Consider the following 24750-nt stretch of genomic DNA (forward strand, 5'->3'; position numbering starts at 1 on the left):
AGGGAAGACTGCCGCCGGGCGCCGGATTCATCGGTCCGACACGGCCGGACACGGCCGTGCCCGGCCGGGACCGCTATGCGGCCGGGACCACCGACGCGCGTATCGCCGAGGCCCACTCGCCCAGCAGGGCGGCGTGGCGGATCCGCTCCGCGTCGGAGAGGCGGCCCTCGGCTCGTGCGAAGAGACAGCGGATGTCGGCGTTGATCTCGGCGAGGGAACGTTCGGGGACGAGGTGATCGTCAGAGGTCGGGCTCACGTGATCAAGAGTAGGCGGCGCCTCTGACAACGGTGGACCATGTCCGTCATGCGGACGCCCGGAGCGGGACTCTGCCCGCTCATTCCACGAGCCGGGCGGCCCGGAACCGGAGGTAGCGGCGCTCCGGAACGCTGAGCGTGAGCCCGGCGGCCTTCGCGTAGGCGGCCTGCGCCGCCGCCCGCTCGCCCGCCATCTCCAGCAGGTGGGCCCGTACGGCTTCGAGGCGGTGGTGGCCGGCCAGGCGCTCGTCCTCGTCCAGGTCCGCGAGCAGTTCCAGGGCCTGCCGCGGCCCGTGCACCATGGCCACCGCGACCGCGTGGCCCAGGCGCTCCACGGGGCCGGGGACCAGGCGGATCAGGACCTCGTACAGGGCGAGGATCTCCGCCCAGTCGGTGTCCTCGTCGCTCGCCGCCTCGTCGTGCACGGCCGCGATCGCGGCGCGCAGCTGGTACGGGCCCAGCGGCGCGTGGGTGAGGGCGCCGCTGACCAGGGCGACCCCTTCGGTGACGGCGGCGCGGTCCCAGCGCGTGCGGTCCTGCTCGGCGAGGGGGATCAGGTCGCCGTCGGGCGTGGTGCGGGCAGCACGACGGGCGTCGGTGAGCAGCATCAGGGCCAGCAGGCCGGCCACCTCGCCGTCGGCCGGGAGCTGCGCGTGGACGGCGCGGGTGAGGCGGATCGCTTCGGCGGCGAGGTCGGCGCGCTGCAGATCACTGCCCGAGGTGGCGGTGTAGCCCTCGTTGAAGATCAGGTAGAGCACGTGGAGCACGTCGGCGAGCCGTGCGGCATGCTCCTCGGCCGGTTCCGGGCCGGTCCCGTCGGCGCCGTCGGGACCGTGGGTGCCGTGGGTGCCGTGAGGCCTGCTGCCGAACGGGGCCCCGGAGGCCTTGATGCGCCGTTTCGCCCGGCTGATCCGCTGGGCCATCGTGGCCTCGGGCACGAGGAGAGCGCGGGCGATCTCCGCGGTGGTGAGGCCGCCGACGGCCCGCAGGGTGAGGGCGATCCGGCCGGCCGGAGGCAGTTCGGCCCGGCAGCAGAGGAAGAGCAGGGAGAGCGTGTCGTCCTCGGCGGGGGCCCGGCCCTCCCCCGGCGGCGGAGCCACGAACTCGTCGCGCGGGGTCAGCGCGGCGGCCGTCTCCTCGCGGCGCCTGCGCGCGTCCTCGCTGCGCAGCTGGTCGGTGAGCCGGCGGGAAGCGACCCGGATCAGCCAGCCGCGCGGGTTGGCCGGGCGGCCCTCCTCGGGCCACTGCCGGGCGGCGGCGAGCAGGGCCTCCTGCACGGCGTCCTCGGCCGCGTCGAAGTGCCCGTAGCGGCGGACGAGCGCTCCGAGAACCTGCGGCGCCAGTCGGCGCAGCAGGTCCTCGCTCGCGGGTGCGGGTCCGGGGGTGGTCAGCACATCTCGGTCCCCGAACGGCTGTCGACGGGGTGGACGACGACCGGGTAGCTGGGGGCGCCCTCCGGCACCGGGCAGGCATAGGCGCGGGCGGCGATCTCGGCGGCGCGGTCGAAGTCCGCCACGTCGACGATCCAGTACCCGGCGAGCACCTCCTTGGCCTCCCCGTACGGCCCGTCGGAGATCACGGGGCTGCCGTCGGCGGCCGCGGTGACCAGGCGGGCGTGGCGGGGGTCGGCCAGGCCCTGCCCGTCGACCCACTCGCCCGACTCGGCGAGGTCGTCGTTGAGGGCGCCCATGTAGTCGAACATCGCCTTGAGGTCCGCTTCGGACCATCCGGGGCTGTCGCTGCTCGCGGCGCCGCCCATGGCGTCGTAGTCGGCCTGCTTGCCGAGAACCATCAGCATGTACTTCATGGGTGCCACTCCTTCTGTGCTGCGTACGCGGCGGCTCCGGGACCGGAATCGGGATCGGGGTCGGGGTCGGGAAGGGGATCGGTACCGGGAACCTTTCGTAGGGGACGTCGGAGCCGTCCCTCCCATTTCGACACGTCGGCCGCGGCCGCGCGCGACGGCTTCGGCCCAGGGCTGCCCCGTACGGCCCAGTAGGCTCGTCGCATGAAGATCATCGACCTTGAGCCCGCCGATCCCCGGCTCACCGCGGACCTGCTTCCCGTGCTGCTCGAACTGCGTCCCCACCTCACCGAGGAGCTGTTCCTCAGGATCCTCACGGAGGGGCACGGCCAGGGGCTGCGCTTCACCGCCGCCTACGACGCGGACGGCCGGTGTGTGGGCGCGGCCGGCTGGCGGATCGTCGTCAACACCTCGGCCGTCCGCTCGCTCTACGTCGACGACCTGGTCACCGCCGCCACCGCCCGTTCCACCGGGGTGGGCCACGAGCTGCTCGCGTACCTGGAGCAGCACGCCCTGGCCGTCGGCTGCACCGCTCTCACGCTGGAATCCGGCACCCAGCGGACCGACGCGCACCGCTTCTACTTCCGCGAGCGGATGGCCGTGACCGCCTTCAGCTTCGAGAAGCCGCTGGGCTGACGCGTTCACCCGCGAGGGAGTCGTGGACGTCGGGCGGGTGTGGGCGCGGGTGTGGGTGTGGGTGTGGTGCCTGCCCGTCCGGTGGCCGTCCTGGCACCATGGCGGCATGGAACGTGTGCTTGGAATCGGCGGGTACTTCATGCGGGCGGCCGACCCGGCGGCGCTCGGCGCGTGGTACCGCGACTGCCTCGGCCTGGACGCCGACGAGCACGGCCTGTGGCAGCAGGGCGCCGGCCCGACGGTGTTCGCGCCGTTCGAGGCCGAGACCGACTACTTCGGCTCCCGGGCCCAGCAGAGCATGCTCAACTTCCGGGTCCGCAACCTGGATGCGATGCTCGCGCAACTGCGTGCCAAGGGCGCGGAAGTGGACGAGGAGACGCAGGACATGGAAGGTGTCGGTCGCTTCGGCTGGGTCACGGATCCCGCGGGCAACCGGGTCGAACTGTGGCAGCCCGCCTGACCGCGTCTTCACATCGGCGGTCACCTTGCTCGGACGAGGGGGTTCCGCTGCCGGACGAGGCCGCCGTACGGGTCCTGCGGCCCGACTTCGAGGCGATCGCGGCCCTGACCCTGCGCGAAGAGGCGCGCGAGGCCATCGTCACGGCGGCGGCGCGGCCGGGGCGCGCCGACGCCCTCACCGGGAGCGCGGTCCCCGTCCTGGAGGCGAGGCTCCGTGTCTGACCGGCCCCCGAGGGAACCGTGACCGAACCGTCGCCGCCTCGAAGCGTGATCGACCTCGTCGGCAGGGGCGCCGCCTTGCTAGCTTCCTGGCGAAGCCGACCCCTGGAGGACCGATCCCATGCCAGTATCCCGAGGCCCCCGCAGCGCACTGGGCGCGGCGGCCGTGGCCGCCGTCCTGCTGGCGGGCGCCACCGGGTGCGGGGACAAGCACGGCACGGCCCCGGCGGCGGCCCCGGCTTCGCCCGCCGCCGAGGTGTCGACGTCGGCGTCCGCCTCGGCGTCGGCTCCCGCCTCGCCGTCGGCCCCTGCCTCCTCGCCGCCCGGGTCCTCCGCATCCGCGACCCCGACCGCGGCCGTGACCCGGCCCGTGACGCCTCCCCCGGCTCCGACCCGGCTCACGGTCGCGGTCGACACCCGGGGCGGTCGGCTCGCCCTCGTACGGGGCGGCGCCCCGCAGGAGTTCACCGTCACCCTGCGGAACGGCAACTCCGCCGCGTACCGGCATGTGCTGGTCGCCTTCCAGATGGAGATGCTGGTCGGCGAAGCCGGCGCCGGGGCGGGCAGCGGACCGGGGTTCCTGCTGGAGCGTTTCGACCCGGCCTCGGGCAGCTGGCGCCCCGCCGACTTCCGTATCGCCAACGACGCCAAGCCGCCGTCCCTGTTCTCGGGTGGCAGCCCGCTCGCCCGCGAGGCCGTCCGCACCGAGCGCTACCGGTTGCGCGCCACGGCGGGCGGACCCACGGGCAGCAGCCCGGTGGTGGTGTCCTTCATCGACACGGACGCCGACAGCGTGGTCGCGGCCCATGTGGTCCTCGGGCACAGCGCCCGCTGAGTTGCCCTGCCTAGCCCGGGATCGTCCAGGTGAACTTGCCGCCACTGACCCAGTGGACCACCTCGAGGTCGTCGAGGTCGTGGATCGTGATCCCGGCCTCCGCGGCGATCAGGAGCACGTCCGTCATCGACGTCGCCCTGCCGACGAACTCGCCGTCGACCTCCACGATGCGGAAGGGCGGGGTTCCGGGTTGCACCCCCAGTACGGTGATCCGCGCCGAGGAGATGTGTGGTGTCGAGCCTTCGGTCATGCGGAGACGGTCGCATGCCGTGACCGGTGACGGGCTCGGCGACACGCGAGGGGCCAATCGGCTTCCTCCGCGGCAGCATGCGGTTCCACGGCGCACGTGTGCCGGACCGGCCTCAGGCCGCCTCCCGGCCCGCCTCGCCGAGGGCGGACGCCGCGGTTCGCCAGGCGGCCGTGACCGCTTGACGGGCCCGGTCCGTAGCCTCCGGCACCCGGTCGGGCAGGTGCAGCGGCGAGCCGATGTGGACGTGGAAGCAGGGCCTGCGCAGCGGGGCGGTGAAGACGCCGGCGAGCTGCTTGGCGCCGCTCCCGGAGCAGAGGCGGCGGGCACCCGCCTGGCCGACGGGCACGACCGGGGCGCCCGTCGCGGCGGCGAGCCGGGCCAGGCCGCTGCGGAAGGGGCCGGGGGCCGCCTCCCCCGCGTCGCGGCGCACGGGCAGCCTGCCTTCGCCGTAGAGCAGCACGCTGCGGCCCGAGGCAAGGGCGACGGCCGCCGCGTCGAGGGAGTCGGCCGCGCGGGCCGTGCCGCGGTGCACGGCGATATGGCCTTCGCGGCGGAGCGCGGAACCGAGCAGCGGGACCCGCCAGAGGCCACTGGTGGCCAGGATGACCGGCTCGATCCCGTACCGGCGCAGTGCGGCGACCACGACGGCCGGGTCGGCGAGGGAGGTGTGGTTGGCGACCAGGATGGCGCCGGGCGCGGGCCGGTCCCCGGGGTCGGCGGTCACGGTCAGCCGCCCGAAGGCGGGTACGAGGGCGGCGGCGATTCGGCTGAGCATGGACAACCCCGTTCGGACGGTGAGGTGGTGGTGCGGTGCGATGTGTCCCATGGTCGGCCGGTGGGGCGGGCGGGGGCATGAGTAGGCGTACTCAGCGAATATGACCGAACGGTCACAAGATCCAGCGGATGGAACGGGCAGGGTACCGGGGACATCTGGCAGTGCGGCGAGGCCCCGCGGGGCCTCGCCGGTCGTATCGGCATGATGTGAGCAGCAAGGCGGGGCTGGGATGAAGGCGGTAACGGTGGCGGGCGGTTCCTCGGACGACCCGGAGATCGAGGCAGAAACCACCGTCCTGGAGGGGGAGCCCAAGTCGACGGCCGAGGCCGAAGCCGGCGTCGGCGTCGGCGCGGAGAGCGAGGGCCGGGCGGAGCCGGAGGCCACGGCCTCCGACACCCCGGACGAATCCGGACCGGCGGAGACCGTTGCGGCGGAGCCGAAGGCCGACGCGGAGCCCGAGGGCGAAGCCGCACCCCAGGCCGAGCCGAAGGGCCCGGCCGGCGCCGAACCCGAAGCCGAACTCACTGACGAAGCCCACCCCGAGGCCGACGCCGAGTCCGAGGCGGAAGCCGAGCAAGCGGGCGAAGCCCACTCCGAGACGGACGCCGAACCCGAGGCCGCAGCCGAACCCAAGGCCGAGCCCGAGCACGCGGGCGAGGCCGACGCCGGGCTCCCCGGCGAAACCGACCCCGAGACGGACGCCGAACCCGAGGCCGCAGCCGAACCCAAGGCCGAGCCCGAGCACGCGGGCGAGGCCGACGCCAGGCTCCCCGGCGAAGCCGACTCCGAGGCGGACGGCGAAGCCGATCCCAAAGCCGCAGCCGGACCCGCGGCGGAAAGCGAGTCCGAGCACGCGGACGAAGCAGACGCCGAACTCCCGGGCGAAGCCCACCCCGAGGCCGAAGCTGATGTCGCGGCCCGCTCCGAGGCGGAAGCGGAGGCGGAGGCGGAGGTCGACTCCGAGGACGAAGCTGACGCCGGAGACCGGCCCGAGGCGGACACCGACGGCGACGACGACCAGGTCGACGAGCAGCCCGATGGCGGACCCGAGCCGGAGGCTCAGGGCGCCGACGCGCCCGGGGGCGAAGCCGCGTCCGACGAGACGATGCTCATCGCCCTGCCCAAGCAGAAGCCCGCCGAGCCGGACGCCCCGCGGAAGGCGCCCGCCTGGGCCCGGGAGCCGGAGCCGGACCCCGAGCGGACCAGCCAGTTCGTCGCGCTCAAGGACGTCGACCTGCCCGCGCCCGTCGCGCCGCGGGCTCAGCCGCAGCCCCCCGAAGCCAAGGTCGCCGCGCCGGTCCCCGCCGCGCCGCTGCCTCCGCTCGATCTGCTGGCCGAGCTCACCAACACCCCTGCCCCGGCGGAGACCCCGCGCCGGACCGCGCTGCGCCGCGTCAAGATATGGACGCCGATCCTGCTCCTCCTCGCGGGCGCCGGCGTCGGCGCCCAGCTGCTGCGCCCCCTGCCCACCCCGCAGCTCGTCGCCGCCGAGGCCGACCGCACCATCGACGGGCAGTTCTCCATCCCCTGGCCGGTCAAGGGCCAGGGCGCCGTTCGTGTCTCCGGCTCCGGCGACATCGGCACCTTCGGTGAGCAGAAGCCCGTCCCGACGGCCAGCGTCGCCAAGGTGATGACGGCCTACGTGATCCTCAAGGGCCATCCGCTGCGCAAGACCGACCCGGGTCCGGACATCACGGTCGACGCGAAGACCGTGGCGGACGGCACCTCGGAGCACGAGTCCCGCATCTCGGGTCTGACCGCCGGGCAGAAGTTCAGCCAGCAGGACATGCTCAAGATGCTCATGATCCCCTCGGGCAACAACGTCGCCCGCCTGCTGGCGCGCTGGGACACCGGTACCGACTCCGAGGCCGCGTTCGTCGGGAAGATGAACGCCGCCGCCAAGGAGCTCGGGATGGAGAACACCACGTACACGGACCCCAGTGGTCTGGACGCGGGCACCGTCAGCACCGCCGCCGATCAGCTGAAGCTCGCCGAAGCCGTCATGAAGGACGAGGCGTTCCGCACGATCGTCGCGCTGCCGAACGCCACCATCAAGGGCCTGCCCCAGCGGCTCGAGAACAACAACACCCTGCTCACCTCCCAGGGTCTCAGCATCCGGGGGATCAAGACCGGTTCCAGCACGCCCGCCGGCGGGACGCTGATGTGGGCGGCGTACAAGTCGATCGGTGACGAGACGCCGTTGATCCTCGGCACGTTGATGGAGCAGCGCGTGGACGGGCCGGACCCGAACGCCGAGAACAGCCTGAAGCTGGTGCTGGCGAACAGCAAGAAGATCATCGAGGCGGTACGAACGGCACTCGCGTCGGCCCCGGTGGTCCGCAAGGGCGACACCGTGGGGTATGTGGACGACGGGCTCGGCGGCCGTACGCCGCTGGTGGCCACCAAGGACCTGAACGTGATCGGCGTCCCGGGCCAGCAGCTGAAGCTGTCCCTCGCATCCGGTGCCGGTGCGGGTGCGGGTGCCGGACCGCTGCCGCACACCGCGAAGGCCGGTTCCGAGGTGGCCGTGCTGACGGTGGGCAGCGGGGAGGGGGCCCGGAGCGTGCCGGTGGCGGTCAAGGGGGACCTGGCCGAGCCCTCGTTCGGAACCCGGCTGACCCGCGGCCGCTGAATCGCGGACAAGTGAGGGGAGGCCGTGGCCCGCGGGCCACGGCCTCCTCGTTTCTCAGGCGCCCGGCGGGATCCTGGACGGGCGGCCCGTGCCGCGCGTCAGGGAGTACCCGAGGATGCCCGCGAGGGCGGCGAGCACGCCGCCCGCGGCGGTCCAGATCCAGCGGTCCGTCCACCAGCCGCCGGACCAGCCGTCCTCCGGCTCGCGCAGGGTGGCCGTCACGGTGCCCGCGACCAGCGGGGTGGAGAGGGCGCCGTCCACCGCCTGGACGCCGCCGGTCTCCTTCACGTCTGCCTCGACGGCCGCGCGCACCGGCAGGCCCTTGTCCTCGTCCGGCTGGTCGACGACCGTCAGGCGTACGTAGTAGCTGCCCGGCAGCGGATCGTTGGCCCACGGCTCGGCGCCGGCACGTACAGTGCGCAGAGTGCAGGACAGTTCGACCGTGGCGGCTTCCTTCGCCGCGGCCGCGGTCTGCGTGCCGTAGGTGCAGGCCTGCCGGCGGCGCAGTCCGTCGTACACGTCGAGCTGCCAGGTCGCGGCGCCGTGCCGGGCCGCCGGATCGGGCAGGGTGACGGCGGCCTTCACCGTGGCGCGCTGCTGCGCGTCGATCGGCACCACCCAGTAGAGGTAGTCGCCGCTGGACGCGCCGGCCGTGGCCTTCTGGCCCGGGCGGAACGCCGCTGCGGTGCGGAAGCTGGTGCCGGCCTCGGTCGGGGCGGATTCGGCCTTGGAGCCGCCCCCGCCCGGGGTTGCGGTGGCGGTGGCGCTCGGCGAGGGCGTGTCCGCGACGGCCGTACCCACGGCCGTACCCGCCACCGTGAGGGCGGCGGCCGCGGCCAGCAGGGACGCGGTCAGTGTGCCTACTCTACGCATCAGTTGGTCCTCCAGACGGAGATGCGCCAGCGGGAGATCCATCCCCACACCAGACCGGCCAGCAGCCCGGCGAGCGCCAGCACGGCCAGCAGCCACCAGCCCCGCCCGAGGCCGAACGCGGCGACGTCGGAGGCCTCGTCGGGTCCGTCCACCAGGTCGATGGTCAGCTCGACGGGCATGCCCGGGGTCGTCTTGACGGAGGCGGGAGCGGAGAAGGAGTTGCTGACCTGGAGGCAGACGGTCTCCGGCACGGGCTTGGCGTCCGAGTCCTGGCCGTCGATCTCGGCCTTCGGGTAGCGCAGGCCGGTCGAGAGGACGTCGGTACGCCCGTCACCCGCTTCCGAGCCGCGCACGATCTCGCGCCCGTGGACGGTGGTGGCGCGCAGCAGGACGCCGTAGTCGTTGTTGACGGCGCGGTCGGCGCCGATGCTGACCGAGGCGCGCAGTTCCTGCCCCGGGAGGACGTCGACCCGGTACCAGCGGTGTTCACCGAAGGTCTCGCGGTCGCTGTAGAGGCCGGCCTTCAGCTGCGGGGCGCCCTCGCACTGCTTCGCGCCCTCGGTCGCCACCGGGTTGACGACCGGGTCCGCGGCCCGGTCGACGAGTTGTTTCACTCGGCTGGAGAGGTCCGCCTTGTGCTGCACCGAGGTGTAGGTGCCGCCGGTGGCCTCGGCGATGCAGGTCAGCTGGGCCCGGGTCTTGGCGTCCGGGACCAGGCCGAGGGTGTCGATGACCAGGTGGATGCCCTTGGCGGCGATGTCGCGCGCCACTTCGCACGGGTCGAGCGGGGCGCAGGTGTCCTCGCCGTCCGTGATGAGCACGATCCGCTTGGAGCCGTTGCCGCCCTCCAGGTCCTGGGCCGCGCCGAGCAGGGCGGGTCCGATCGGCGTCCAGCCGGTGGGGGCGAGGGTCGCCACCGCGGTCTTCGCCTCGGTCCGGTCGAGGGGGCCGACCGCGTAGAGCTGCTTGGTGTCCTTGCAGCCGAGGGCCCGGTCGTCCCCCGGGTAGTTGGCCCCCAGGGTCCGTATGCCGAGGCGCACCTCGGCCGGGACCGCGTCGATGACCTCGTTGAAGGCCTGCTTGGCTGCGGCCATGCGGGTCTGTCCGTCGATGTCGTTGGCCCGCATGGAGCCGCTCACGTCGAGGACGAGGTCGACCTTGGGGGGTTCCTTCGCCGTCGGTTCGTCGGCGGCGGTGGCGCTCGCCGGGAAGAGCCCGACGGCCAGGGCGGCGAGCAGGCCGCACGCCCCGGCCGCAAGCCGTTTTCTTGTGATCATCGCCGGATCGTATTGAGGATCGTCCGGCAATCCAAAACGGGCTCCCGGCCGGGGCTTTCGGGGCGTCCGTGCGGTGTACGCGGCCCTGCGCGGCCGTCCGCGAGGTGGCGGGCGGGGCGGACCGGCGGATATCCGGATGCAGGGGACGCGGTGCCCGATCCAGGCTCCGGGGATGAGTGCCACCCGTACCTTCCGTATCACCGTCCGCGGCTCGTTCGACGGTCTGACCGACGACCAGACGGCCGAGCTGCTCGCCGCCGCGCCCGAGCACGACATGCTGCGCGCGGAGTTCACCGCCGAGGGGCACCTCTCGTACGACCTCGCGGCCCGCCCCTTCTTCACCTTCCGCTTCGTGGACACGGGTGAGGCCGAGGAGGACATCCTCGACGCGACGGCCCGGGCGGAGCTGGCGGCGGAGAGCCGGCTGGCCGAGCGCGGGTACGGCTTCAGGCAGCTGAGGTCGCGGGCCCAGGACATGTCGCCGGCCCCGCTGGGCAAGCGGCAGCGCCGCGAGGCCGCCCGGGCCGGCGCCCAGACCTGACGGATCAGTTCGGCGGGCTCGCGGCGAAGACGGCTGCGAGGTGGGCGGCCAGCGGCTGCGGGGCGGGCGGGGAGAGCGGGATCCGGGCGCCGAGGTATCCGTCGGGGCGGATCACGAAGGCCGTGGGCTCCTCGGCCGCGTAGAGGCGGGCGAACTCGCCCCGGGCGTCGGTGTAGACCGGCAGTTTCGTCCCGTCGGCCTCGATGACGGCATGCGCGTCGGCGTCGGCGGCCGACGCCGCCGCGAGCACCAGGCACACCTCCATCCGGCCGCCCGAGGACTCCCGGGCCGTCCGGACGAGTGCGTCGAGCCCCGACCCGGTTTCGGACCCGGGCCCGAACGCGGCTCCGTAGAGCAGCAGTACGTGGTCCCGCTCGCGCAGGACGTCGTACAGGCGCATCGGGTAGGCGGTGCCGGGACCGGTGAGGCCCGCGCAGTCGGGTGCCCGGTCGCCGGGCCGGGGGCCCCGGCCCTCGCCGGGCGGGTCCACGGTCGGGCTTCCCCGGTAGCCGACGAGGAGTTGGGCCTCGCGCATCATCACCGTCGCCGGATCGTCGGGGTCGTTCTCCATTCCCTCGACGGCGTGCCGTACGGTGCGGCCGACGACTTCCTCGCCGACGGGCCGGCGCTCGGCGTCGTAGCCGGCGAGCAGGCCGGGATGGGCCGCGCCCGCGCAGGCCAGGGCGATCTTCCAGGCCAGGTTCCAGGCGTCCTGGATGCCGGTGTTCATGCCCTGGGCGCCGGTCGGCGGGTGGATGTGGGCCGCGTCCCCGGCGACGAAGACCCGGCCGTCGCCGTAGCGGTCCACGATCCGGTGGCTGATGCGGAACACCGAGGTCCAGCGGATGTCGAAGGCGGTGGTCGGCTGCGGTGAGAGCCGGTCCAGGACGGTCTGGATGTCGGCCAGTCCGGGGCCCCGGCCGCTCTGCAGGCCATGGGTGATGCCGTCGGAGGCGGCCGCGTCCTGCCGTGCGGTGGAGAGTTCGGGCGGCACCATCATGGACATCCGGTACCGGCCCCGGCCGGGCAGCGGGATGCAGACGAGCATGTCGTCGACCGCCCCGGCATCGTTCAGGTGCATGGCGCGCAGACTGTACCCGGGCGGCAGGTCCCAGTCGACGCGTACGTCGGCGAGCATGTACTCCTCGGCGAAGGCCCCGCCCTCGAAGGTGAGGCCGAGCCCTTTGCGGACGATGCTGTGCGCGCCGTCGCAGCCCACCAGGTACCGGGTGCGCAGCTCTTCCTCCGCCCCGGACGGGGTGTGCAGCCGGCAGGTCACCCCGTCGGCGTCCTGGGTGAACGACACGAGTTCGGTGCCTCGTTCGACGGTCGTTCCGAAGCGGCCCAGGAACTCGTCCAGGATGCGCTCGGTCTCGTACTGCGGCAGCGCCACGAATCCGTAGGGCACTTCGGGCGGCACGGAGAGCTCGGTGCGGGCCTTCTCGACGCCGTTGACGTAGAGGAACTGCCCCCGCATCGGGACGGCCGCCTCCAGTGCGGCGCGGACCATCCCCATGCGGTCCCACACCTCCAGCGTGCGCGGCTGGATGCCCACGGCCTTCGCGAACGGCAGCCTGGCCGGCAGCCGGTCGACGATCCGGCACGTGACACCCCGTCTGCGGAGTTCCGCGGCGGCGGTCAGGCCGACCGGGCCGGCGCCGACGACCAGGACGTCCGTTGCGCGGGTGTGTGCCACTGGCGCCTCCTGGCGTGCGGCCCCCGTGGAAGTGGATGCCCTTCCATGGTGGCCGCCCGCCAGGTGTCCGGCATCTTTACTCGATCACGAGGTCCACGTCGATGTTGCCGCGGGTGGCGCGGGAGTACGGGCAGACCTCGTGGGCCTGCTTGACCAGCAGGGCGCCCGTCTCGCCGGCCAGGGACTCCGGGAGCTCGACGCGCAGGGTGACGCCGAGGCCGAAGCCGGCGCCGTCCTTGCCGATGGAGACCTCCGCGGTGACCGAGACCTCGCTGGTGTCGGCCTTGGCCTGGCGGCCGACCAGACCGAGCGCGCTGGCGAAGCAGGCCGCGTAACCGGCCGCGAAGAGCTGCTCGGGGTTGGTGCCCTGCCCGTTGCCGCCGAGCGCCGGGGGCATCGCGAGGGCGAGGTCGATCTGACCGTCGGAGCTGACGGTACGGCCCTCGCGGCCGTTGGCGGTGGCGACAGCGGTGTAGAGCGCGTCCATGAGAGGTCCTCTCGCAGAAATGAACCGTGGTGGCGGCCGGTGGTCGGCCGCGCTCCACTACTAGAGCACACAATTCAGTTGTGCACAATTCAATGCCTCGCAAGTCTGCCCCGGGTACACTGGGCGTCATGACCGAGCAGCCCACCGCGACCCACGCCGACCAGGACTTCCTGCGCCTCGACGGCCAGATCTGCTTCGCCCTGAACGCGGCGAGCCGCGCCTTCGGCGGCCTCTACCGCGTCGTCCTCAAGGACCTGGGGCTCACGTACCCCCAGTACCTGGTGATGCTGGTGCTGTGGGAGCACGGCGAGATGCCGGTCAAGGAGATCGGGCAACACCTGCGACTGGACTCCGGAACGCTGTCCCCACTGCTCAAGCGCCTGGAGGCGGCCGGGCTGGTCCGCCGCGAGCGCAGCACCGAGGACGAGCGGTCCGTGCACGCCCACCTGACCGGGGAGGGCGCCGCGCTGCGCGTCCGCGCGGTGGAGGTGCCCCGGCGGATCGCGGCCGCGACCGGCTTCGAGCTCACCGAGGTCCTCGACCTCCAGGCCCGGCTGAACCGCCTCACCGCCGCCCTCGACGCCGCCGTGCCCCGGGAGGCCGGAGAGGCGTAGCGGCCTCCCGCACCGGACACTGGGTCCGGGAGGCGGGAGGCGGGCGGCGGGGCGGCGGGCAGGAGGTGCGCGATGGACCCGGTTGCGGCGCTGGACCGGATCGCCTTCCTGCTGGAGCGTGCGCAGGCCCCCACCTACCGGGTACGCGCCTTCCGCTCCGCGGCGGCCGCGGTCACGCGGATGGGCGAGGGCGAGGTGGCCGAGCGGGTCGCGGCCGGTTCCCTGGAGGCCGTGAAGGGCATCGGCCCCAAAACGGCCCAGGTCGTACGGGAGGCACTCGGCGGTGCCGTCCCGGCCTATCTGCAGGCGCTGGAGGACGAGATCGCCGCGCTCCCCGAAGGGCCGCCGGCCACGCCCGCCGCCACCGCGCTGCGGACGGCCCTCCGCGGGGACTGCCACGTGCACTCCGACTGGTCCGACGGAGGCAGTCCGATCGAGGCGATGGGGCGGGCGGCGGCCGCGCTGGGCCATGAATGGGCCGTACTGACCGACCACTCGCCACGCCTGACCGTCGCACGGGGACTCTCCCCGGAGCGGCTGCGCGAGCAGCTGCGGGTGGTGGCCGAGCTCAACGACACCTGGGCGCCCTTCCGGCTGCTCACCGGAATCGAGTGCGACATCCTCGACGACGGGGCCCTGGACCAGGAGCCGGAGCTGCTGGAACAGCTCGACCTGGTCGTCGGCTCGGTGCACTCGAAGCTGCGGATGGACTCGCCGGCGATGACCCGGCGGCTGCTGGCGGCCGTGCGCAACCCGCTGATGGACGTCCTGGGCCACTGCACGGGGCGGCTGGTCACCGGCCGGACCCGGCCGGAGTCGCGGTTCGACGCCGAGGCGGTCTTCGCGGCCTGCGCGCAGAGCGGTACCGCCGTGGAAATCAACAGCCGGCCCGAGCGGCTGGACCCGCCCCGGCGGCTGCTGCGGCTCGCCGTGGCGGCCGGCACCTTCTTCGCGATCGACACGGACGCGCACGCCCCGGGCCAGCTGGACTGGCAGATCGTCGGCTGCGAACGGGCCGTGGAGTGCGAGGTTCCGGCCGGGCGGATCATCAACACCTGGCCGGCGGACGCGCTGCTGGCCTGGACCCGTACCCGGGAGATGCCCTGACGGACGTGCGGTCGAAGGCCGCGCCGCTCGCGGCCCGGGCCGTCGCTTCGGGTCCTCAGCGGGCTCCCGGGGTGATCAGGCCCGTCTCGTACGCGGCGATCACCGCCTGGGCGCGGTCGCGCAGGCCGAGTTTGGACAGGACCCGGGCCACGTGGGTCTTGACGGTGGCCTCGCTGAGCCGGAAGCGGGCGGCGACTTCCGCGTTGCTGAGGCCGCGGGCCAGGGCTTCGAGGATCTCCAGCTCGCGCGGGGTCAGCGTGCCGAGGTCGCGGTGCAGGGGCGTCGTGCGCTCCCCGGCCGTGGCGAACCGCTCCACCAGCCGCCGGGTGATCGTCGGGGCGAGCAGCGCGTCCCCGGAGCGGACCAGGCGGACCGCGGCCGTCAGGTGTTCCGGGGTGACGTCCTTGAGCAGGAAGCCGCTCGCGCCCGCGCTCAGGGCCGCGTACACGTACCGGTCGAGGTCGTAGGTGGTGAGGATGACGATCCGGGGCGGGGTCCCCTCGTCGGCGAGGATGCGGCGGGTCGCCTCCAGACCGTCGGTGCCCGGCATGCGGATGTCCATCAGGACGACGTCGGGCCGGGTGCGGCGCACCGCGGCCACCGCCTGCTCCCCGTCGGCCGCGTCCGCGACCACGTCGATGCCGTCCGCCGTGAGGATCATGCGGAATCCGGTGCGTACCAGGGCCTGGTCGTCGACGATCACGACACGGGGTGTCCCCGGGGCCGCCTCGGTCACGTCGCCTCCACAGGGATCACGGCGCGGAGCCGGTATCCGCCGCGGGGCCCGTCGCCCGCCCGCAGCGTACCCCCGTACACCGCGAGCCGTTCGCGCAGGCCCACCAGGCCCCGGCCGCCGCCCGGGGGCACGGGGGCGCGCGGCGTCCCGCCGGTGTCGGCCACCTCGACCCGCAGTTCGCCGGGTGCGTACGCCACCGTCACCGACACCCGTGCCCCGGCCGCGTGCCGGACCGCGTTGGTCAGGCCCTCCTGCACCACCCGGTAGGCGGCGAGGTCCACGCCCGGGGCCAGGCCGGGCCGGCTGCCGCGGACCGCCAGGTCGACGGGGACGCCGGACTCCCGTACCCGGCCGACCAGTTCCTCCAGCCGGTCCAGGCCGGGCTGCGGGGCCAGGTCCGCGTCCCGCGCCGGGTCCGGGCCGCCTTCGCCGTCGCTGCCGCTGTCGCCGTTTCCGTAGCCGTAGCCGTAGCCACTCACACCGCCGCCACCGTCCGGCATCGTCAACAGCCCCATCACGTGGCGCAGTTCCGACATCGCCGTACGTCCCGCCGCCTCGACCGCCCGCATCGCCTCGCGGGCCTGGTCGGGCGAGGTGTCGAGCACCTTGCGTGCCGCGCCCGCCTGGATCGTCATCATGCTCACGTTGTGGGTCACCACGTCGTGCAGTTCCCGCGCGATCCGGGCGCGTTCCTGCTTCACCGCCCGCCGCAGCTGCTCCCGTTGCCCCTCGCGCAGGGTGCGCAGGCGTTCGCGCCAGCTGTGGATGGCGTGGGCGGCGAACCCGACGGGCAGGAGCACGAGTACCGGTACCGCTCCCCCGTCCACCTTCGGGATCAGCGGAAAGGCGGCGGTGAGCACCATCCCGACGAGCACCGACAGCACGGCGGAGATGCGGTGCGGGCTGTGCATCGCGGCGCTGTACGCCGCGACCAGCCCGGACGCGAAGACGACCGTCGTCGCGTCCTGTGTCACCTGCCCCTGGTGGAACAGCACCGTCGCGCCCATGACCGCCCAGTACACGGTCAGCGGGAACCGGCGGCGCAGCAGCAGCGGCGCCGCGGTGAGCACCGCCGCCAGCAGCTCCCACGCATCCACCGGCGGCAGCGTGTGCTGCACGAAGGGCACGAGCTGCGCGGCGCCGGGTACGCCGGGTACGCGTACGGGCGGGGGCGGCGGGTAGGGCGGGGGCTGCGGGGCCCCGGGGCTGCCGGGCAGCGGTTCCCCGATGTCGACGTACGAGCGGTCGAGGTCGCCCAGGACCGTGGCGACGGCCAGCGCGAGCGCGATGAGCACGTCGACCGACCGGGCCCAGCGCGACAGGTGCGGCCGGATCCAGTCGGCCCGGGCGGCGCGGACCCGGCGGACGGCTGCTTCGATCATCGGGCCAGTCTGCCAAGGGGCAGGTCGCCGCGGGTCCGCCCGGGGGCGGAGGAGCACCGCCAACAGGCGTACGTCGCAGGGATGATGCGCCGCCGGGTCCGCCCGGCACGGTACGGACTTTCCGCACTGCGGCCGACGTGCCGATCCGTGTCGTCTCCCTAGCGTCGGGGCGTACCCGACACCCCGTCATACGGAGGAGCCGTGACCGACCGGATCACCGACCGGATCGCCGACCCGCTCATCGACCTGCGTGAGGTGACCAGGAGCTACGACGGGGGCCCGCCCGCCCTCGCCGGGATCAGCCTCCAGGTGCGCCCCGGTGAGGCCCTCGCCGTCCTCGGCCCCTCGGGCAGCGGCAAGTCCACGCTGCTCAACCTGATCGCCGGCCTCGACCGGCCCACCGCGGGCGGCGTCACCGTCGACGGGGTGCGCGTCGACACGCTGAGCGAGACCGCCTCCGCACTGCACCGGCGCGCCCGGATCGGCATGATCTTCCAGTTCTTCAACCTCCTCGACGACCTCACCGTCGCCGACAACGTGCTGCTCCCGGCCCAGTTGGCGGGGGTGCCCCGCGCCCGGGCGGCGGACCGCGCCGCCGAGCTCCTCGCGCGCCTGGGCATCGAGCGGCACGCCCGCGCCTACCCGGGCCGGCTCTCCGGCGGCGAGCGGCAACGCGTGGCCGTGGCACGGGCGTTGATGAACCGGCCGCCGCTGCTGCTCGCGGACGAGCCCACGGGCGCGCTGGACAGCGCCTCGGGCGCCGACGTACGGGAGCTGCTGCGCGGTCTGAACGCCGACGGGCAGACGATCGTGCTGGTCACGCACGACCTGGCGCTCGCCGAGTCCTGCGCGACGCGGACGATCGAGGTCGTCGACGGCCGGATCGCGCGCGACGTCAGCCGGGTGGTGACCCGATGAGGCCGGGACGCGGCCCCCGGCAGCCGGGCGGGCTCGGGCGGGTGGTCCGGGCCGGCCTCGGCCGGCGCCGCCTGCAGACCGCCGTGATGGCCCTGACCACGCTGATCTCGGTGGCGGCCGCGGTCCTGGCGCTCGGATTGCTCGTCAGCTCCCGCGGGCCCTTCGACCGGGCCTTCGAGGGCCAGCACGGAGCGCACCTCACGGTCCGGTTCGCCGGGTCCGCGGGCGGCACGGGGCAGGGACAACTCGCGGACAGCGCCCGCGCGGCCGCAGTGGCCGACGCGGCGGGCCCGTACCCCCTCGCGTCGGCCCGCCTGTGGCCCGTGCGGGAGACCCCGCCCGGCTACACGCCGCCGCCCTCGACCCTGGTGGGGCGCGTCTCCCCGGACGGTCCGCTCGACCGGGTCGCGCTGGTCGACGGCCGGTGGGCCGCCGCCCCGGGTGAGATCGTGCTGGAGCGGGCGACGCTGCCCCCGGGCATCCTGCCGGGCGCACGCGTACGGGCGGAACAGGTCGAGCTCACCGTCGTCGGGATCGCCTCGTCGGCGGGGCGGAGCGCCGATGCCTGGGTGGTGCCGGAGCAGGTGGCCGGGCTGACGACGGCCGGGCCCGATGCCCAGATGCTCTACCGGCTCACCTCGTCCGGCACCGCCGAGGACGTACGCGCCGGACAGGAGGCGATCACCGCGGCCGTACCGGGCGCCGCCCTCACCGGCGCCCGGTCGTACCTCGACGTACGCCAGGTCGCCCAGCAGAACACCGCCGCGTTCATTCCCTTCCTGACGGTCTTCGCCCTCCTCGGCCTGGCCATGTCCGTCCTGGTGATCGGCACCGTGGTGAGCGGGGCCGTCGTCGCCGGGACCCGCCGGATCGGGATCCTCAAGTCCCTCGGATTCACCCCGCTGCAGGTGGGCCGCGCGTACGTGGCGCAGGCGCTGCTGCCCGCATCGGCCGGGGCGCTGCTCGGCGCCCTGCTCGGCAATGCGCTCGCCGTACCGGTGACGGCGCAGGTCGCGCAGGTGTACGGAACGGCGGCGGTGCTGGTCCCCGTGTGGGTGGACGTGGTGGTACCCGCCGCGGCGCTGGCGGTGGTCGCGGCGACCGCGTTCGTACCGGCGCTGCGCGCGGCGCGGCTGCCGGCCGCCCTGGCGATCGGCCGCGGCGCGGGGGTCACCGGAGCCCGGCGGGGCCTGCGGGCGCGGCACGCCCTCGGGAGGCTGCCGCTGCCGCGGTCGGTGGTCCTGGGGCTGGCGGGTCCGCTCGCCCGGCCGGCCCGTTCGGCGACGACGGCCTCGGCGGTGGCGTTCGGGGCCCTCGCGGTGACGCTCGCCGTCGGTCTGGGGGGCACCCTGGTGGCTGTGCAGACCGAAGGTGACCCGGACCGTTCCGGCACGGTCACGGTGCGAACCGTGCTCCCGCCGGAGGGCGGTCCCGGTGCGTCCTTCGCCGCGCGCCCGGCCGGTCCGGCCGCCGTCGCGCGGGTTCTGGAAGGGCACGCCGGCACCCGGTCGTTCCTGCGGACCGCCCGTACCGAGGTGGACGTGGCGGGGCTGACGGGTGGCGCGCCGCTCGTGGCGTACGAGGGGCAGGGCGCGGGCGCCGGTACGACGATGACCTCGGGCCGCTGGTTCGCCGCGCAGGGCGAGGCCGTCGTCGCCGGCCGGTTCCTCCGGGCCACCGGGCTGCGCGTCGGGGACGGCGTCGTCGTCTCCGAGCAGGGGCGTTCGGCCCGGCTGACGATCGTCGGCGAGGTCTTCGACCTGGGCGACGACGGGATGACGCTGCGCACCGCCCGGGAGTCCGTCGCGGCGCTGGAGTCCCCCTACCTGCCCGCCGTTTTCGGGGTCGAGCTGACGACGGGGACCGACCGGGACCGCTACCTCGCGGAGCTGAACGGGATCCTGGAGCCGCTGGGCGCGCAGGCCTCGGCCACCGAGAGCCCGTCGTCGAGCGTCCTCACCGCGATGCGGGGGCTGATCGCGATGCTCACCCTGATGCTGGTCGCCGTGGCCGGCCTCGGTGTCCTCAACACGGTCGTCCTGGACACCCGTGACCGGGTCCGGGACCAGGGGGTGCTCAAGGCGCTCGGGATGACTCCCCGGCAGACCGTCGTCCGGGTCCTGACGGGCGTGGCGGCGATCGGTCTGGTCGCGGGGGCGGTCGGGGCGCCGCTGGGCGCCGCCGTGCACCGCGCGGTGATGCCGGCGATGGGCCGGGCGGCGGGGTTCACGATCCCGCAGGCCTTCATCGACGTGCACGGTGGGGTGCTGCCCGTCCTGATGGCCCTCGCCGGAGTGCCGATCGCCGTGGCCGGCGCCCTTGCACCCGCGTTCTGGGCGGCACGCACCCGTACGGCGCGGGCCCTGCGCGCGGAGTGAGCCGGAGGACGGAGTGAGCCGGAGCGCGCGGCCGCGCGGCCGCGTCGCCCTGGCGACTCACGGGCGGAGGCGGTGGCTCACGGGCGGAGGCGGTGGCTCACGGGCGGAGTTCGACGACCAGCAGGATCACATCGGCTCCGGCCACCGCCATCGTGGCCAGGAACGGGAGCCTTCCGGCGGGCCGGCGGGCCGCGAGGAGCAGCGCCGTCGTGGTCGCGGCGAGCAGCATCCAGCCGTACGCCGTCACCCGCCCCGGTGGTCCGACGACCAGGGTGGCGGTCGAGCCGAGGACGAGCAGCCCGGCCAGCGCGCCCGAGACCCGCAGGCCCAGCCGCTGCGGCAGCCCTGTCACTCCGGTGGCCAGGTCGTCGGCGATGTCCGGCAGCACGTTGGCGAAGTGCGCGCCCGCGCCGAGGAGGGCCGCGGCGGCCGTGAGCCAGGGGGGCGGCCAGGGGGCGCCGGGCAGGCCCAGGGTGACGAAGGCGGGCAGCAGGCCGAAGGCCAGGGCGTACGGGACCCAGGAGGCGGCCGTGCTCTTCAGCCGGAGGTTGTAGGCCCAGGCGGCCGCCACGCCGACGAGGTGCGCGGCGCCGGCGAGCAGCCCGCAGGCCAGGGACAGCGGGACGCAGAGCAGCAGCGACACGGCCGCGGCCCGGGTCACGGCCGCGGCCGTGACCGTCCCGGCGACGAGCGGTTTGTCCTGTCGGCCCGTGGCCAGGTCGCGCCGCAGGTCGGCCCGGTCGTTGCACCAGCCCACCGACAGCTGTCCGGCGGCCACCGCGCCCACGGTGACGGCCGCCCGCGCCGGGCTCTGCCCCGCGGCGGCCGTCAGGGCGGCGGCGAAGAGGGTCACGGCGGCCGCGGGCAGCGGGTGGCACGCGGCGGCCAGGCCCCGTACGAGGGCGGGGCCTGAGCCGGGGCCGGGCGCTGCGCTCCCGGTGACTCCGGTGTTCTCGCGGGACTGCGTGGTTCGCGCGGGCACGGCGACACGCTACGCGGCGCCGCGCCCGGTTCGCCTGATTCATAACGATGTGTCAGTTATTTTCTATGGTGAACGAATGACACGTGTTCTGGCAGTGCGCAGCGTGTTCCCGCCTCATCGCCACCTCCAGTCCGAGATCACGGAAGCGCTCGCCCGCTTCCTGCCACCGGGCTCCGACACCGCCCTGCTGCGCCGCGTCCACGGCTCGGTGCGCGTGGACGGCCGACATCTCGCGCTGCCGCTGGAGCGGTACGGTCCGGGGAACGACTTCGGCGCGACGAACGCCCTCTTCATCGAGACGGCCCTGGAGCTCGGCACCCGGGCCCTCGAACTCGCCCTCTCCGACGCCGGCCTGGCGGCCCAGGAGATCGACCTGGTCATGTCGACCACGGTGACCGGGCTCGCGACGCCCTCGCTGGAGGCCCGTCTCGCCACCCGTGCGGGCCTGCGTCCCGACGTACGGCGGGTACCGCTCTTCGGTCTCGGCTGCGCGGCCGGTGCCGCCGGAGTGGGCCATGTCCACGACCATCTGACGGGCCGCAGCGGCCACGCGGCCGTGCTGCTGTCCACCGAGCTCTGCTCGCTCACCCTCCAGTCCACCGACGCCTCGATGGCCAACCTGGTGGCCGGAGCCCTGTTCGGCGACGGCGCGGGCGCCCTGGTGGCGGTGGGCCGCGACCATCCCCTGCACGCCACCGGCGCCGGACCCGAGGTGGTGGCCGCCCGCAGCCGCCTGTACCCGGGCACCGAGCACCTGCTCGGCTGGGACATCGGCCACTGGGGGATGCGCATGGTGCTGGGCCGCGAACTCCCGGACCTGGTCAGGCTGCACGTGGCCGAGGAGGTCGACTCCTTCCTCGCCGCGCACGACCTCAAACCCGCGGACGTCGACGCGTGGATCTGTCATCCCGGCGGCCCGAAGATCCTCGACACGCTCTCGGACGCCCTCGCGCTGCCGGAATCGGCCTTCGCCGCCAGCCGGCGCTCGCTCGCGGCCGTGGGCAACCTCTCCTCCGCCTCGGTCCTGCACATCCTGGACGGCGTCCAGAGCGCGGGACCGCCCCCGCCCGGATCGGTCGGGCTGATGCTCGCCTTCGGTCCGGGCTTCGCCTCCGAACTCGTCCTCCTGCGCTGGTGACCCCGATGACCTCGATCCCCGCCATGACCGTCCCCACCTCCCTGACCCTGTACGTGCTGCTCATCGGGCTCGTCTCCGCCGAGCGGCTCGCCGAGCTGATCACGGCCCGCCGCCACACCGCGTGGAGCCTGGCCCGCGGCGGCCGCGAGTACGGCCGCGGCCACTACCCGGCCATGGTCGCCCTGCACACCGCGCTGCTCGTGGGCTGCGTGGTGGAACCCTGGGTGGCCGGGCGGCCCTTCGTCCCCCTGCTCGGCTGGTCGGCCCTCGCCTGTGCCGTGGCCGCCCAGGGCCTTCGCTGGTGGTGCATCGCCACCCTCGGGAAGCGCTGGAACACCCGGGTGCTGGTCGTTCCCGGGCTTCCCCTGGTGGAGGCGGGACCGTACCGGCTGCTGCGCCACCCCAACTACGTGGCGGTGGTCGCGGAGGGCCTCGCGCTGCCGCTGGTGCACAGCGCGTGGATGACGGCGCTCGGCTTCACCGTCCTCAACCTGGTGCTGCTGCGCGTACGGATCGGCTGCGAGGACGCCGCCCTGACCGACGGCGGCCGGCTGCGGGCGCCCGCAGCCGTCCACTCGGCCGGCGCCGCCTCGTGATCGACCTGCTGATCGCGGGCGGCGGCCCGGCCGGACTGGCCACCGCCATCCACGGCGCGCTCGCCGGCCTCGAGGTCGTGGTCGTGGAACCGCGGCCCACCCCCATCGACAAGGCCTGCGGGGAGGGCCTGATGCCGGGGGGCGTACGCCACCTCCGGGAGCTGGGCGTCACCGTGGCCGGGCAGCCGTTCCGCGGCATCCGCTACGTCGACGGCGAGAGCGGCCGCCGCGCCGAGGGGCTCTTCCGGTCCGGCCCGGGGCTCGGCGCCCGGCGCACGGAACTTCAGGCCGCGCTGGCCGAGCGCGCCGTGCAGCTCGGCGTACGGGTGCTCCCCGGGCGCGTCGACCAAGTACGCCAGGACGTGCACCAGGTCAGCGCGGCCGGGCTCACCGCCCGCTACCTGGTCGCCGCGGACGGCCTGCACTCCCCCGTCCGGCGCGGGCTCGGCCTGTCGGCGCCGCTCGCGACCCGCCGCCCGGCACGCTACGGGCTGCGCCGCCACTACCCGGTCCCGCCGTGGAGCGACCTCGTCGAGGTGCACTGGTCGGCGCGGTGCGAGGCCTACGTCACCCCGCTGGCGCCCAACCGGATCGGCGTGGCCGTCCTGACCTCCGATCAGGCCCCGTTCGACGTACAGCTGGCCCGCTTCCCGGTGCTGTCGGCGCGCCTGGCCGCGGCGGCCGGAACGCCGGTGCGCGGGGCCGGGCCGCTGCGCCAGGGGGCCCGCGTACGGGTGGCGGGGCGCGTGCTGTTCGTGGGGGACGCGGCCGGGTACGTGGACGCGCTGACCGGTGAGGGACTCACCCTGGCCGTGAAGGCGGCGGGCGAGCTGGTGCGGTGCGTCCGGGCGGGGCGTCCGCAGGCCTACGAGCAGGCCTGGCGGGACCTGTCGCGCAGCTACCGCACGCTCACCGCGTCCCTGCTGTGGGCCCGTCACCAGCCGCGGCTCGCGCCACGGATCGTCCCGCTGGCCGCCCGGCTCCCGCGCGTGTTCACCCGGGCGGTGAACCTGCTCGCGTGACCGGGCCGCCCGCGAACGGCAGCGAAGGACCGCGCCCGGCCGCGAACGGAGCGGCACCCCGCGCACGGGGCGCGGGGTGCCGCTCCGGTGGAGCCTGCGGCCCCTCAGGCCGAGGGCTCCCGGCGGTTCCGCAGGGCCAGGCCGGCGAGGACCGCGCCGACCGCCGCGCACAGCACGACGGTGACATCGGCCCAGGCCAGGGTGCCACCCAGCGCGCCCGCCAGCGGGTCGTACCGCAGCGATCCGCCCAGCACGTGCAGGGCGACCACGCCGAGGGCGGTGGCCGCGCCCGCCCGCCACCCGGCCGTGGTGTCCCGGAGCGCCACCAGCGCGCCGCTCACCAGGCAGAGCACGGCGACGAGGAGGGGCAGGCAGTCGACGGGGGCCGCGAACTGCAGGGCCGTCAGGTCGTTCGGCAGGTGCAGGGCTGCGCTGACCAGCAGGGCGATCGCCACGGGCCAGCGCAGGACGCGCCGCAGCGCCCGGTCGCGGGACGCGGCGGGCGGGTCCACGGGAGCGGTGCGCCGGGGCGGCTCCTGGTACGGGGCGTCGTACAGCGCCGGGTATCGCGGCTGCGGCTCGTACCTCTCCTCGTAGGGCTCGGCGGAGGGCTCCGGGTGCGGGCCGGACGGGGCGGCGTACGGGTGGGCCGGACCGTCGGGCCCGGCGCGGCCCCGGCGCTCCGCCTCGGCCGCGTCCTCCTTGCCGAGGGTGGTCACCAGCAGGGCGACGTCCTCGATGGACCGTCCGACGGCGGCGGCGGCGCGCAGCGTGAGGTCCGCCTCGGCCACCTCGTGCGGCGACTCGCCCAGAAGGGCGACCATCCGTCGTACATCCTGCATTGGTCGGGTCACGGCGGCCGTGCGCAGCGCGTCGTGTCCGGCGTCGGGCAGCGGGCCGCCCTCCTTGAGGAGGCTCACGAGCGCGGTGACCTCCTCGACCGGACGGCAGGTGGCCGCCGTCTCCAGCAGGGTCCGCATGGGTGGCGTGGTCGGCTCGTCCGGTGCGATGGGGTCGGGGGTCCCGTGGCGGTCTTCGTACTGTTCCGCCGCGAGGGTGACGGGGTCATCCATGGAAAGCTCCGTTCGCCGACGCGCGGGTCTGGTCTACGCAAATCGCGCGCCGGTCATCGTGCGTC

General features: G+C 74.6%; 26 protein-coding genes. 13 read left to right on the top strand and 13 right to left on the bottom strand.

The genetic code is table 11. The features are described from left to right. Nucleotides 1-73 precede the first annotated feature (73 nt). The 3 genes from ACFY04_RS20110 to ACFY04_RS20120 all read right to left on the bottom strand — a co-directional run bounded on the left by ACFY04_RS20110 (nucleotide 74) and on the right by ACFY04_RS20120 (nucleotide 2062). Nucleotides 74-256, bottom strand: coding sequence for a hypothetical protein (locus ACFY04_RS20110; protein ID WP_266607836.1), 183 nt, complete (start codon nucleotides 254-256; stop codon nucleotides 74-76). A 79-nt stretch (nucleotides 257-335) separates the two neighbouring features. Further along, nucleotides 336-1649, bottom strand: a complete 1314-nt coding sequence (locus tag ACFY04_RS20115) for an RNA polymerase sigma factor (protein ID WP_389118391.1) — start codon at nucleotides 1647-1649, stop codon at nucleotides 336-338. Next, nucleotides 1643-2062, bottom strand: coding sequence for a YciI family protein (locus ACFY04_RS20120; RefSeq protein WP_389118392.1), 420 nt, complete (start codon nucleotides 2060-2062; stop codon nucleotides 1643-1645). Before ACFY04_RS20120 ends, ACFY04_RS20115 begins: the two co-directional genes overlap by 7 nt. Before the next feature lie 201 nt (nucleotides 2063-2263). On the opposite strand from ACFY04_RS20120, the gene ACFY04_RS20125 reads away from it, so the two are divergent. The 4 genes from ACFY04_RS20125 to ACFY04_RS20140 all read left to right on the top strand — a co-directional run bounded on the left by ACFY04_RS20125 (nucleotide 2264) and on the right by ACFY04_RS20140 (nucleotide 4208). Beyond that, nucleotides 2264-2695: a GNAT family N-acetyltransferase gene (locus ACFY04_RS20125; RefSeq protein WP_389118394.1), complete on the top strand. Its 432-nt coding sequence runs from the start codon at nucleotides 2264-2266 to the stop codon at nucleotides 2693-2695. Nucleotides 2696-2801: 106 nt separating this feature from the next. Next, nucleotides 2802-3155, top strand: coding sequence for a VOC family protein (locus ACFY04_RS20130; RefSeq protein WP_389118396.1), 354 nt, complete (start codon nucleotides 2802-2804; stop codon nucleotides 3153-3155). Then, a complete protein-coding gene (locus ACFY04_RS20135) occupies nucleotides 3140-3376 on the top strand; it encodes a hypothetical protein (RefSeq protein WP_389118398.1) in 237 nt (78 codons plus the stop codon). The genes ACFY04_RS20130 and ACFY04_RS20135 overlap by 16 nt, the downstream gene beginning before the upstream one ends. A gap of 118 nt (nucleotides 3377-3494) precedes the next feature. After that, on the top strand, nucleotides 3495-4208 hold the full coding sequence (locus tag ACFY04_RS20140; protein ID WP_389118399.1) for a hypothetical protein: 714 nt from the start codon (nucleotides 3495-3497) through the stop codon (nucleotides 4206-4208). Nucleotides 4209-4218: 10 nt separating this feature from the next. Here the strand turns inward: ACFY04_RS20140 and ACFY04_RS20145 are convergent, their stop codons facing one another. Both ACFY04_RS20145 and ACFY04_RS20150 read right to left on the bottom strand, forming a co-directional pair. Continuing rightward, entirely contained in the window at nucleotides 4219-4458 is a 240-nt protein-coding gene (locus ACFY04_RS20145) for a hypothetical protein (RefSeq protein ID WP_389118401.1), read from the bottom strand. A 112-nt stretch (nucleotides 4459-4570) separates the two neighbouring features. After that, nucleotides 4571-5233 (bottom strand): lysophospholipid acyltransferase family protein, encoded by a 663-nt coding sequence (locus ACFY04_RS20150; protein WP_373045231.1) that lies wholly within the window; start codon nucleotides 5231-5233, stop codon nucleotides 4571-4573. A 229-nt stretch (nucleotides 5234-5462) separates the two neighbouring features. On the opposite strand from ACFY04_RS20150, the gene ACFY04_RS20155 reads away from it, so the two are divergent. Continuing rightward, entirely contained in the window at nucleotides 5463-7865 is a 2403-nt protein-coding gene (locus ACFY04_RS20155; protein ID WP_389118403.1) for a serine hydrolase, read from the top strand. Nucleotides 7866-7919: 54 nt separating this feature from the next. Here the strand turns inward: ACFY04_RS20155 and ACFY04_RS20160 are convergent, their stop codons facing one another. Continuing rightward, nucleotides 7920-8738, bottom strand: a complete 819-nt coding sequence (locus tag ACFY04_RS20160) for a hypothetical protein (RefSeq protein ID WP_389118404.1) — start codon at nucleotides 8736-8738, stop codon at nucleotides 7920-7922. Further along, on the bottom strand, nucleotides 8738-10015 hold the full coding sequence (locus ACFY04_RS20165; RefSeq protein ID WP_389118406.1) for a VWA domain-containing protein: 1278 nt from the start codon (nucleotides 10013-10015) through the stop codon (nucleotides 8738-8740). The genes ACFY04_RS20160 and ACFY04_RS20165 overlap by 1 nt, the downstream gene beginning before the upstream one ends. 172 nt (nucleotides 10016-10187) lie before the next feature. Here ACFY04_RS20165 and ACFY04_RS20170 point away from each other — a divergent pair, with 172 nt between their 5' ends. Beyond that, the gene (locus ACFY04_RS20170) at nucleotides 10188-10556 is read left to right on the top strand and encodes a DUF6204 family protein (protein ID WP_389118408.1); all 369 of its coding nucleotides are present in this window, start codon (nucleotides 10188-10190) and stop codon (nucleotides 10554-10556) included. Nucleotides 10557-10560: 4 nt separating this feature from the next. On the opposite strand, the gene ACFY04_RS20175 is transcribed toward ACFY04_RS20170, so the two are convergent. Both ACFY04_RS20175 and ACFY04_RS20180 read right to left on the bottom strand, forming a co-directional pair. Then, nucleotides 10561-12252, bottom strand: coding sequence for an FAD-dependent monooxygenase (locus tag ACFY04_RS20175; protein ID WP_389118409.1), 1692 nt, complete (start codon nucleotides 12250-12252; stop codon nucleotides 10561-10563). 76 nt (nucleotides 12253-12328) lie between these two features. Beyond that, nucleotides 12329-12739 carry an organic hydroperoxide resistance protein gene (locus ACFY04_RS20180; protein ID WP_030770995.1) on the bottom strand — a complete coding sequence of 137 codons (411 nt, stop codon included), beginning with the start codon at nucleotides 12737-12739 and terminating at the stop codon, nucleotides 12329-12331. A gap of 128 nt (nucleotides 12740-12867) precedes the next feature. On the opposite strand from ACFY04_RS20180, the gene ACFY04_RS20185 reads away from it, so the two are divergent. Then, complete coding sequence (locus tag ACFY04_RS20185; RefSeq protein WP_314247286.1) at nucleotides 12868-13353, top strand: MarR family transcriptional regulator; 486 nt, start codon at nucleotides 12868-12870, stop codon at nucleotides 13351-13353. Nucleotides 13354-13425: 72 nt separating this feature from the next. Then, nucleotides 13426-14460 carry a PHP domain-containing protein gene (locus ACFY04_RS20190; protein WP_389118410.1) on the top strand — a complete coding sequence of 345 codons (1035 nt, stop codon included), beginning with the start codon at nucleotides 13426-13428 and terminating at the stop codon, nucleotides 14458-14460. 55 nt (nucleotides 14461-14515) lie between these two features. Here ACFY04_RS20190 and ACFY04_RS20195 read toward each other — a convergent pair whose 3' ends face one another. Together ACFY04_RS20195 and ACFY04_RS20200 are read right to left on the bottom strand one after the other, a co-directional pair. Next, nucleotides 14516-15196, bottom strand: coding sequence for a response regulator (locus ACFY04_RS20195; RefSeq protein WP_389118411.1), 681 nt, complete (start codon nucleotides 15194-15196; stop codon nucleotides 14516-14518). Next, on the bottom strand, nucleotides 15193-16578 hold the full coding sequence (locus ACFY04_RS20200) for a sensor histidine kinase (protein WP_389118413.1): 1386 nt from the start codon (nucleotides 16576-16578) through the stop codon (nucleotides 15193-15195). The genes ACFY04_RS20195 and ACFY04_RS20200 overlap by 4 nt, the downstream gene beginning before the upstream one ends. A 201-nt stretch (nucleotides 16579-16779) precedes the next feature. On the opposite strand from ACFY04_RS20200, the gene ACFY04_RS20205 reads away from it, so the two are divergent. Next, nucleotides 16780-17496: an ABC transporter ATP-binding protein gene (locus ACFY04_RS20205; protein WP_389118415.1), complete on the top strand. Its 717-nt coding sequence runs from the start codon at nucleotides 16780-16782 to the stop codon at nucleotides 17494-17496. Continuing rightward, a complete protein-coding gene (locus ACFY04_RS20210; protein WP_389118417.1) occupies nucleotides 17493-19874 on the top strand; it encodes an FtsX-like permease family protein in 2382 nt (793 codons plus the stop codon). Before ACFY04_RS20205 ends, ACFY04_RS20210 begins: the two co-directional genes overlap by 4 nt. 97 nt (nucleotides 19875-19971) lie before the next feature. Here the strand turns inward: ACFY04_RS20210 and ACFY04_RS20215 are convergent, their stop codons facing one another. Next, nucleotides 19972-20856, bottom strand: coding sequence for a UbiA family prenyltransferase (locus ACFY04_RS20215; RefSeq protein ID WP_389118419.1), 885 nt, complete (start codon nucleotides 20854-20856; stop codon nucleotides 19972-19974). Nucleotides 20857-20932: 76 nt separating this feature from the next. Here ACFY04_RS20215 and ACFY04_RS20220 point away from each other — a divergent pair, with 76 nt between their 5' ends. The 3 genes from ACFY04_RS20220 to ACFY04_RS20230 are packed head-to-tail and all read left to right on the top strand — an operon-like array spanning nucleotide 20933 to nucleotide 23612. Continuing rightward, on the top strand, nucleotides 20933-21994 hold the full coding sequence (locus ACFY04_RS20220) for a type III polyketide synthase (protein WP_389118421.1): 1062 nt from the start codon (nucleotides 20933-20935) through the stop codon (nucleotides 21992-21994). Nucleotides 21995-22035: 41 nt separating this feature from the next. Next, nucleotides 22036-22590 carry an isoprenylcysteine carboxyl methyltransferase family protein gene (locus tag ACFY04_RS20225; RefSeq protein WP_389118511.1) on the top strand — a complete coding sequence of 185 codons (555 nt, stop codon included), beginning with the start codon at nucleotides 22036-22038 and terminating at the stop codon, nucleotides 22588-22590. Next, nucleotides 22587-23612 (top strand): NAD(P)/FAD-dependent oxidoreductase, encoded by a 1026-nt coding sequence (locus ACFY04_RS20230; RefSeq protein WP_389118423.1) that lies wholly within the window; start codon nucleotides 22587-22589, stop codon nucleotides 23610-23612. The genes ACFY04_RS20225 and ACFY04_RS20230 overlap by 4 nt, the downstream gene beginning before the upstream one ends. 104 nt (nucleotides 23613-23716) lie before the next feature. Here ACFY04_RS20230 and ACFY04_RS20235 read toward each other — a convergent pair whose 3' ends face one another. Further along, on the bottom strand, nucleotides 23717-24685 hold the full coding sequence (locus ACFY04_RS20235; protein WP_389118424.1) for a hypothetical protein: 969 nt from the start codon (nucleotides 24683-24685) through the stop codon (nucleotides 23717-23719). Nucleotides 24686-24750: the final 65 nt, after the last annotated feature.

This window comes from Streptomyces sp. NPDC001549 (assembly GCF_042894025.1).
Taxonomy (GTDB): Bacteria; Actinomycetota; Actinomycetes; order Streptomycetales; family Streptomycetaceae; genus Streptomyces; species Streptomyces kutzneri.

Excerpts from the sequence above, each read along its gene's own strand:
- ACFY04_RS20120 (WP_389118392.1), bottom strand. The coding sequence starts at position 2,062 with ATGAAGTACATGCTGATGGTTCTCGGCAAGCAGGCCGACTACGACGCC.
- ACFY04_RS20125 (WP_389118394.1), top strand. The coding sequence starts at position 2,264 with ATGAAGATCATCGACCTTGAGCCCGCCGATCCCCGGCTCACCGCGGAC.
- ACFY04_RS20130 (WP_389118396.1), top strand. The coding sequence starts at position 2,802 with ATGGAACGTGTGCTTGGAATCGGCGGGTACTTCATGCGGGCGGCCGAC.
- ACFY04_RS20140 (WP_389118399.1), top strand. The coding sequence starts at position 3,495 with ATGCCAGTATCCCGAGGCCCCCGCAGCGCACTGGGCGCGGCGGCCGTG.
- ACFY04_RS20145 (WP_389118401.1), bottom strand. The coding sequence starts at position 4,458 with ATGACCGAAGGCTCGACACCACACATCTCCTCGGCGCGGATCACCGTA.
- ACFY04_RS20150 (WP_373045231.1), bottom strand. The coding sequence starts at position 5,233 with ATGCTCAGCCGAATCGCCGCCGCCCTCGTACCCGCCTTCGGGCGGCTG.
- ACFY04_RS20155 (WP_389118403.1), top strand. The coding sequence starts at position 5,463 with ATGAAGGCGGTAACGGTGGCGGGCGGTTCCTCGGACGACCCGGAGATC.
- ACFY04_RS20160 (WP_389118404.1), bottom strand. The coding sequence starts at position 8,738 with ATGCGTAGAGTAGGCACACTGACCGCGTCCCTGCTGGCCGCGGCCGCC.
- ACFY04_RS20165 (WP_389118406.1), bottom strand. The coding sequence starts at position 10,015 with ATGATCACAAGAAAACGGCTTGCGGCCGGGGCGTGCGGCCTGCTCGCC.
- ACFY04_RS20170 (WP_389118408.1), top strand. The coding sequence starts at position 10,188 with ATGAGTGCCACCCGTACCTTCCGTATCACCGTCCGCGGCTCGTTCGAC.
- ACFY04_RS20180 (WP_030770995.1), bottom strand. The coding sequence starts at position 12,739 with ATGGACGCGCTCTACACCGCTGTCGCCACCGCCAACGGCCGCGAGGGC.
- ACFY04_RS20185 (WP_314247286.1), top strand. The coding sequence starts at position 12,868 with ATGACCGAGCAGCCCACCGCGACCCACGCCGACCAGGACTTCCTGCGC.
- ACFY04_RS20190 (WP_389118410.1), top strand. The coding sequence starts at position 13,426 with ATGGACCCGGTTGCGGCGCTGGACCGGATCGCCTTCCTGCTGGAGCGT.
- ACFY04_RS20200 (WP_389118413.1), bottom strand. The coding sequence starts at position 16,578 with ATGATCGAAGCAGCCGTCCGCCGGGTCCGCGCCGCCCGGGCCGACTGG.
- ACFY04_RS20210 (WP_389118417.1), top strand. The coding sequence starts at position 17,493 with ATGAGGCCGGGACGCGGCCCCCGGCAGCCGGGCGGGCTCGGGCGGGTG.
- ACFY04_RS20220 (WP_389118421.1), top strand. The coding sequence starts at position 20,933 with ATGACACGTGTTCTGGCAGTGCGCAGCGTGTTCCCGCCTCATCGCCAC.
- ACFY04_RS20235 (WP_389118424.1), bottom strand. The coding sequence starts at position 24,685 with ATGGATGACCCCGTCACCCTCGCGGCGGAACAGTACGAAGACCGCCAC.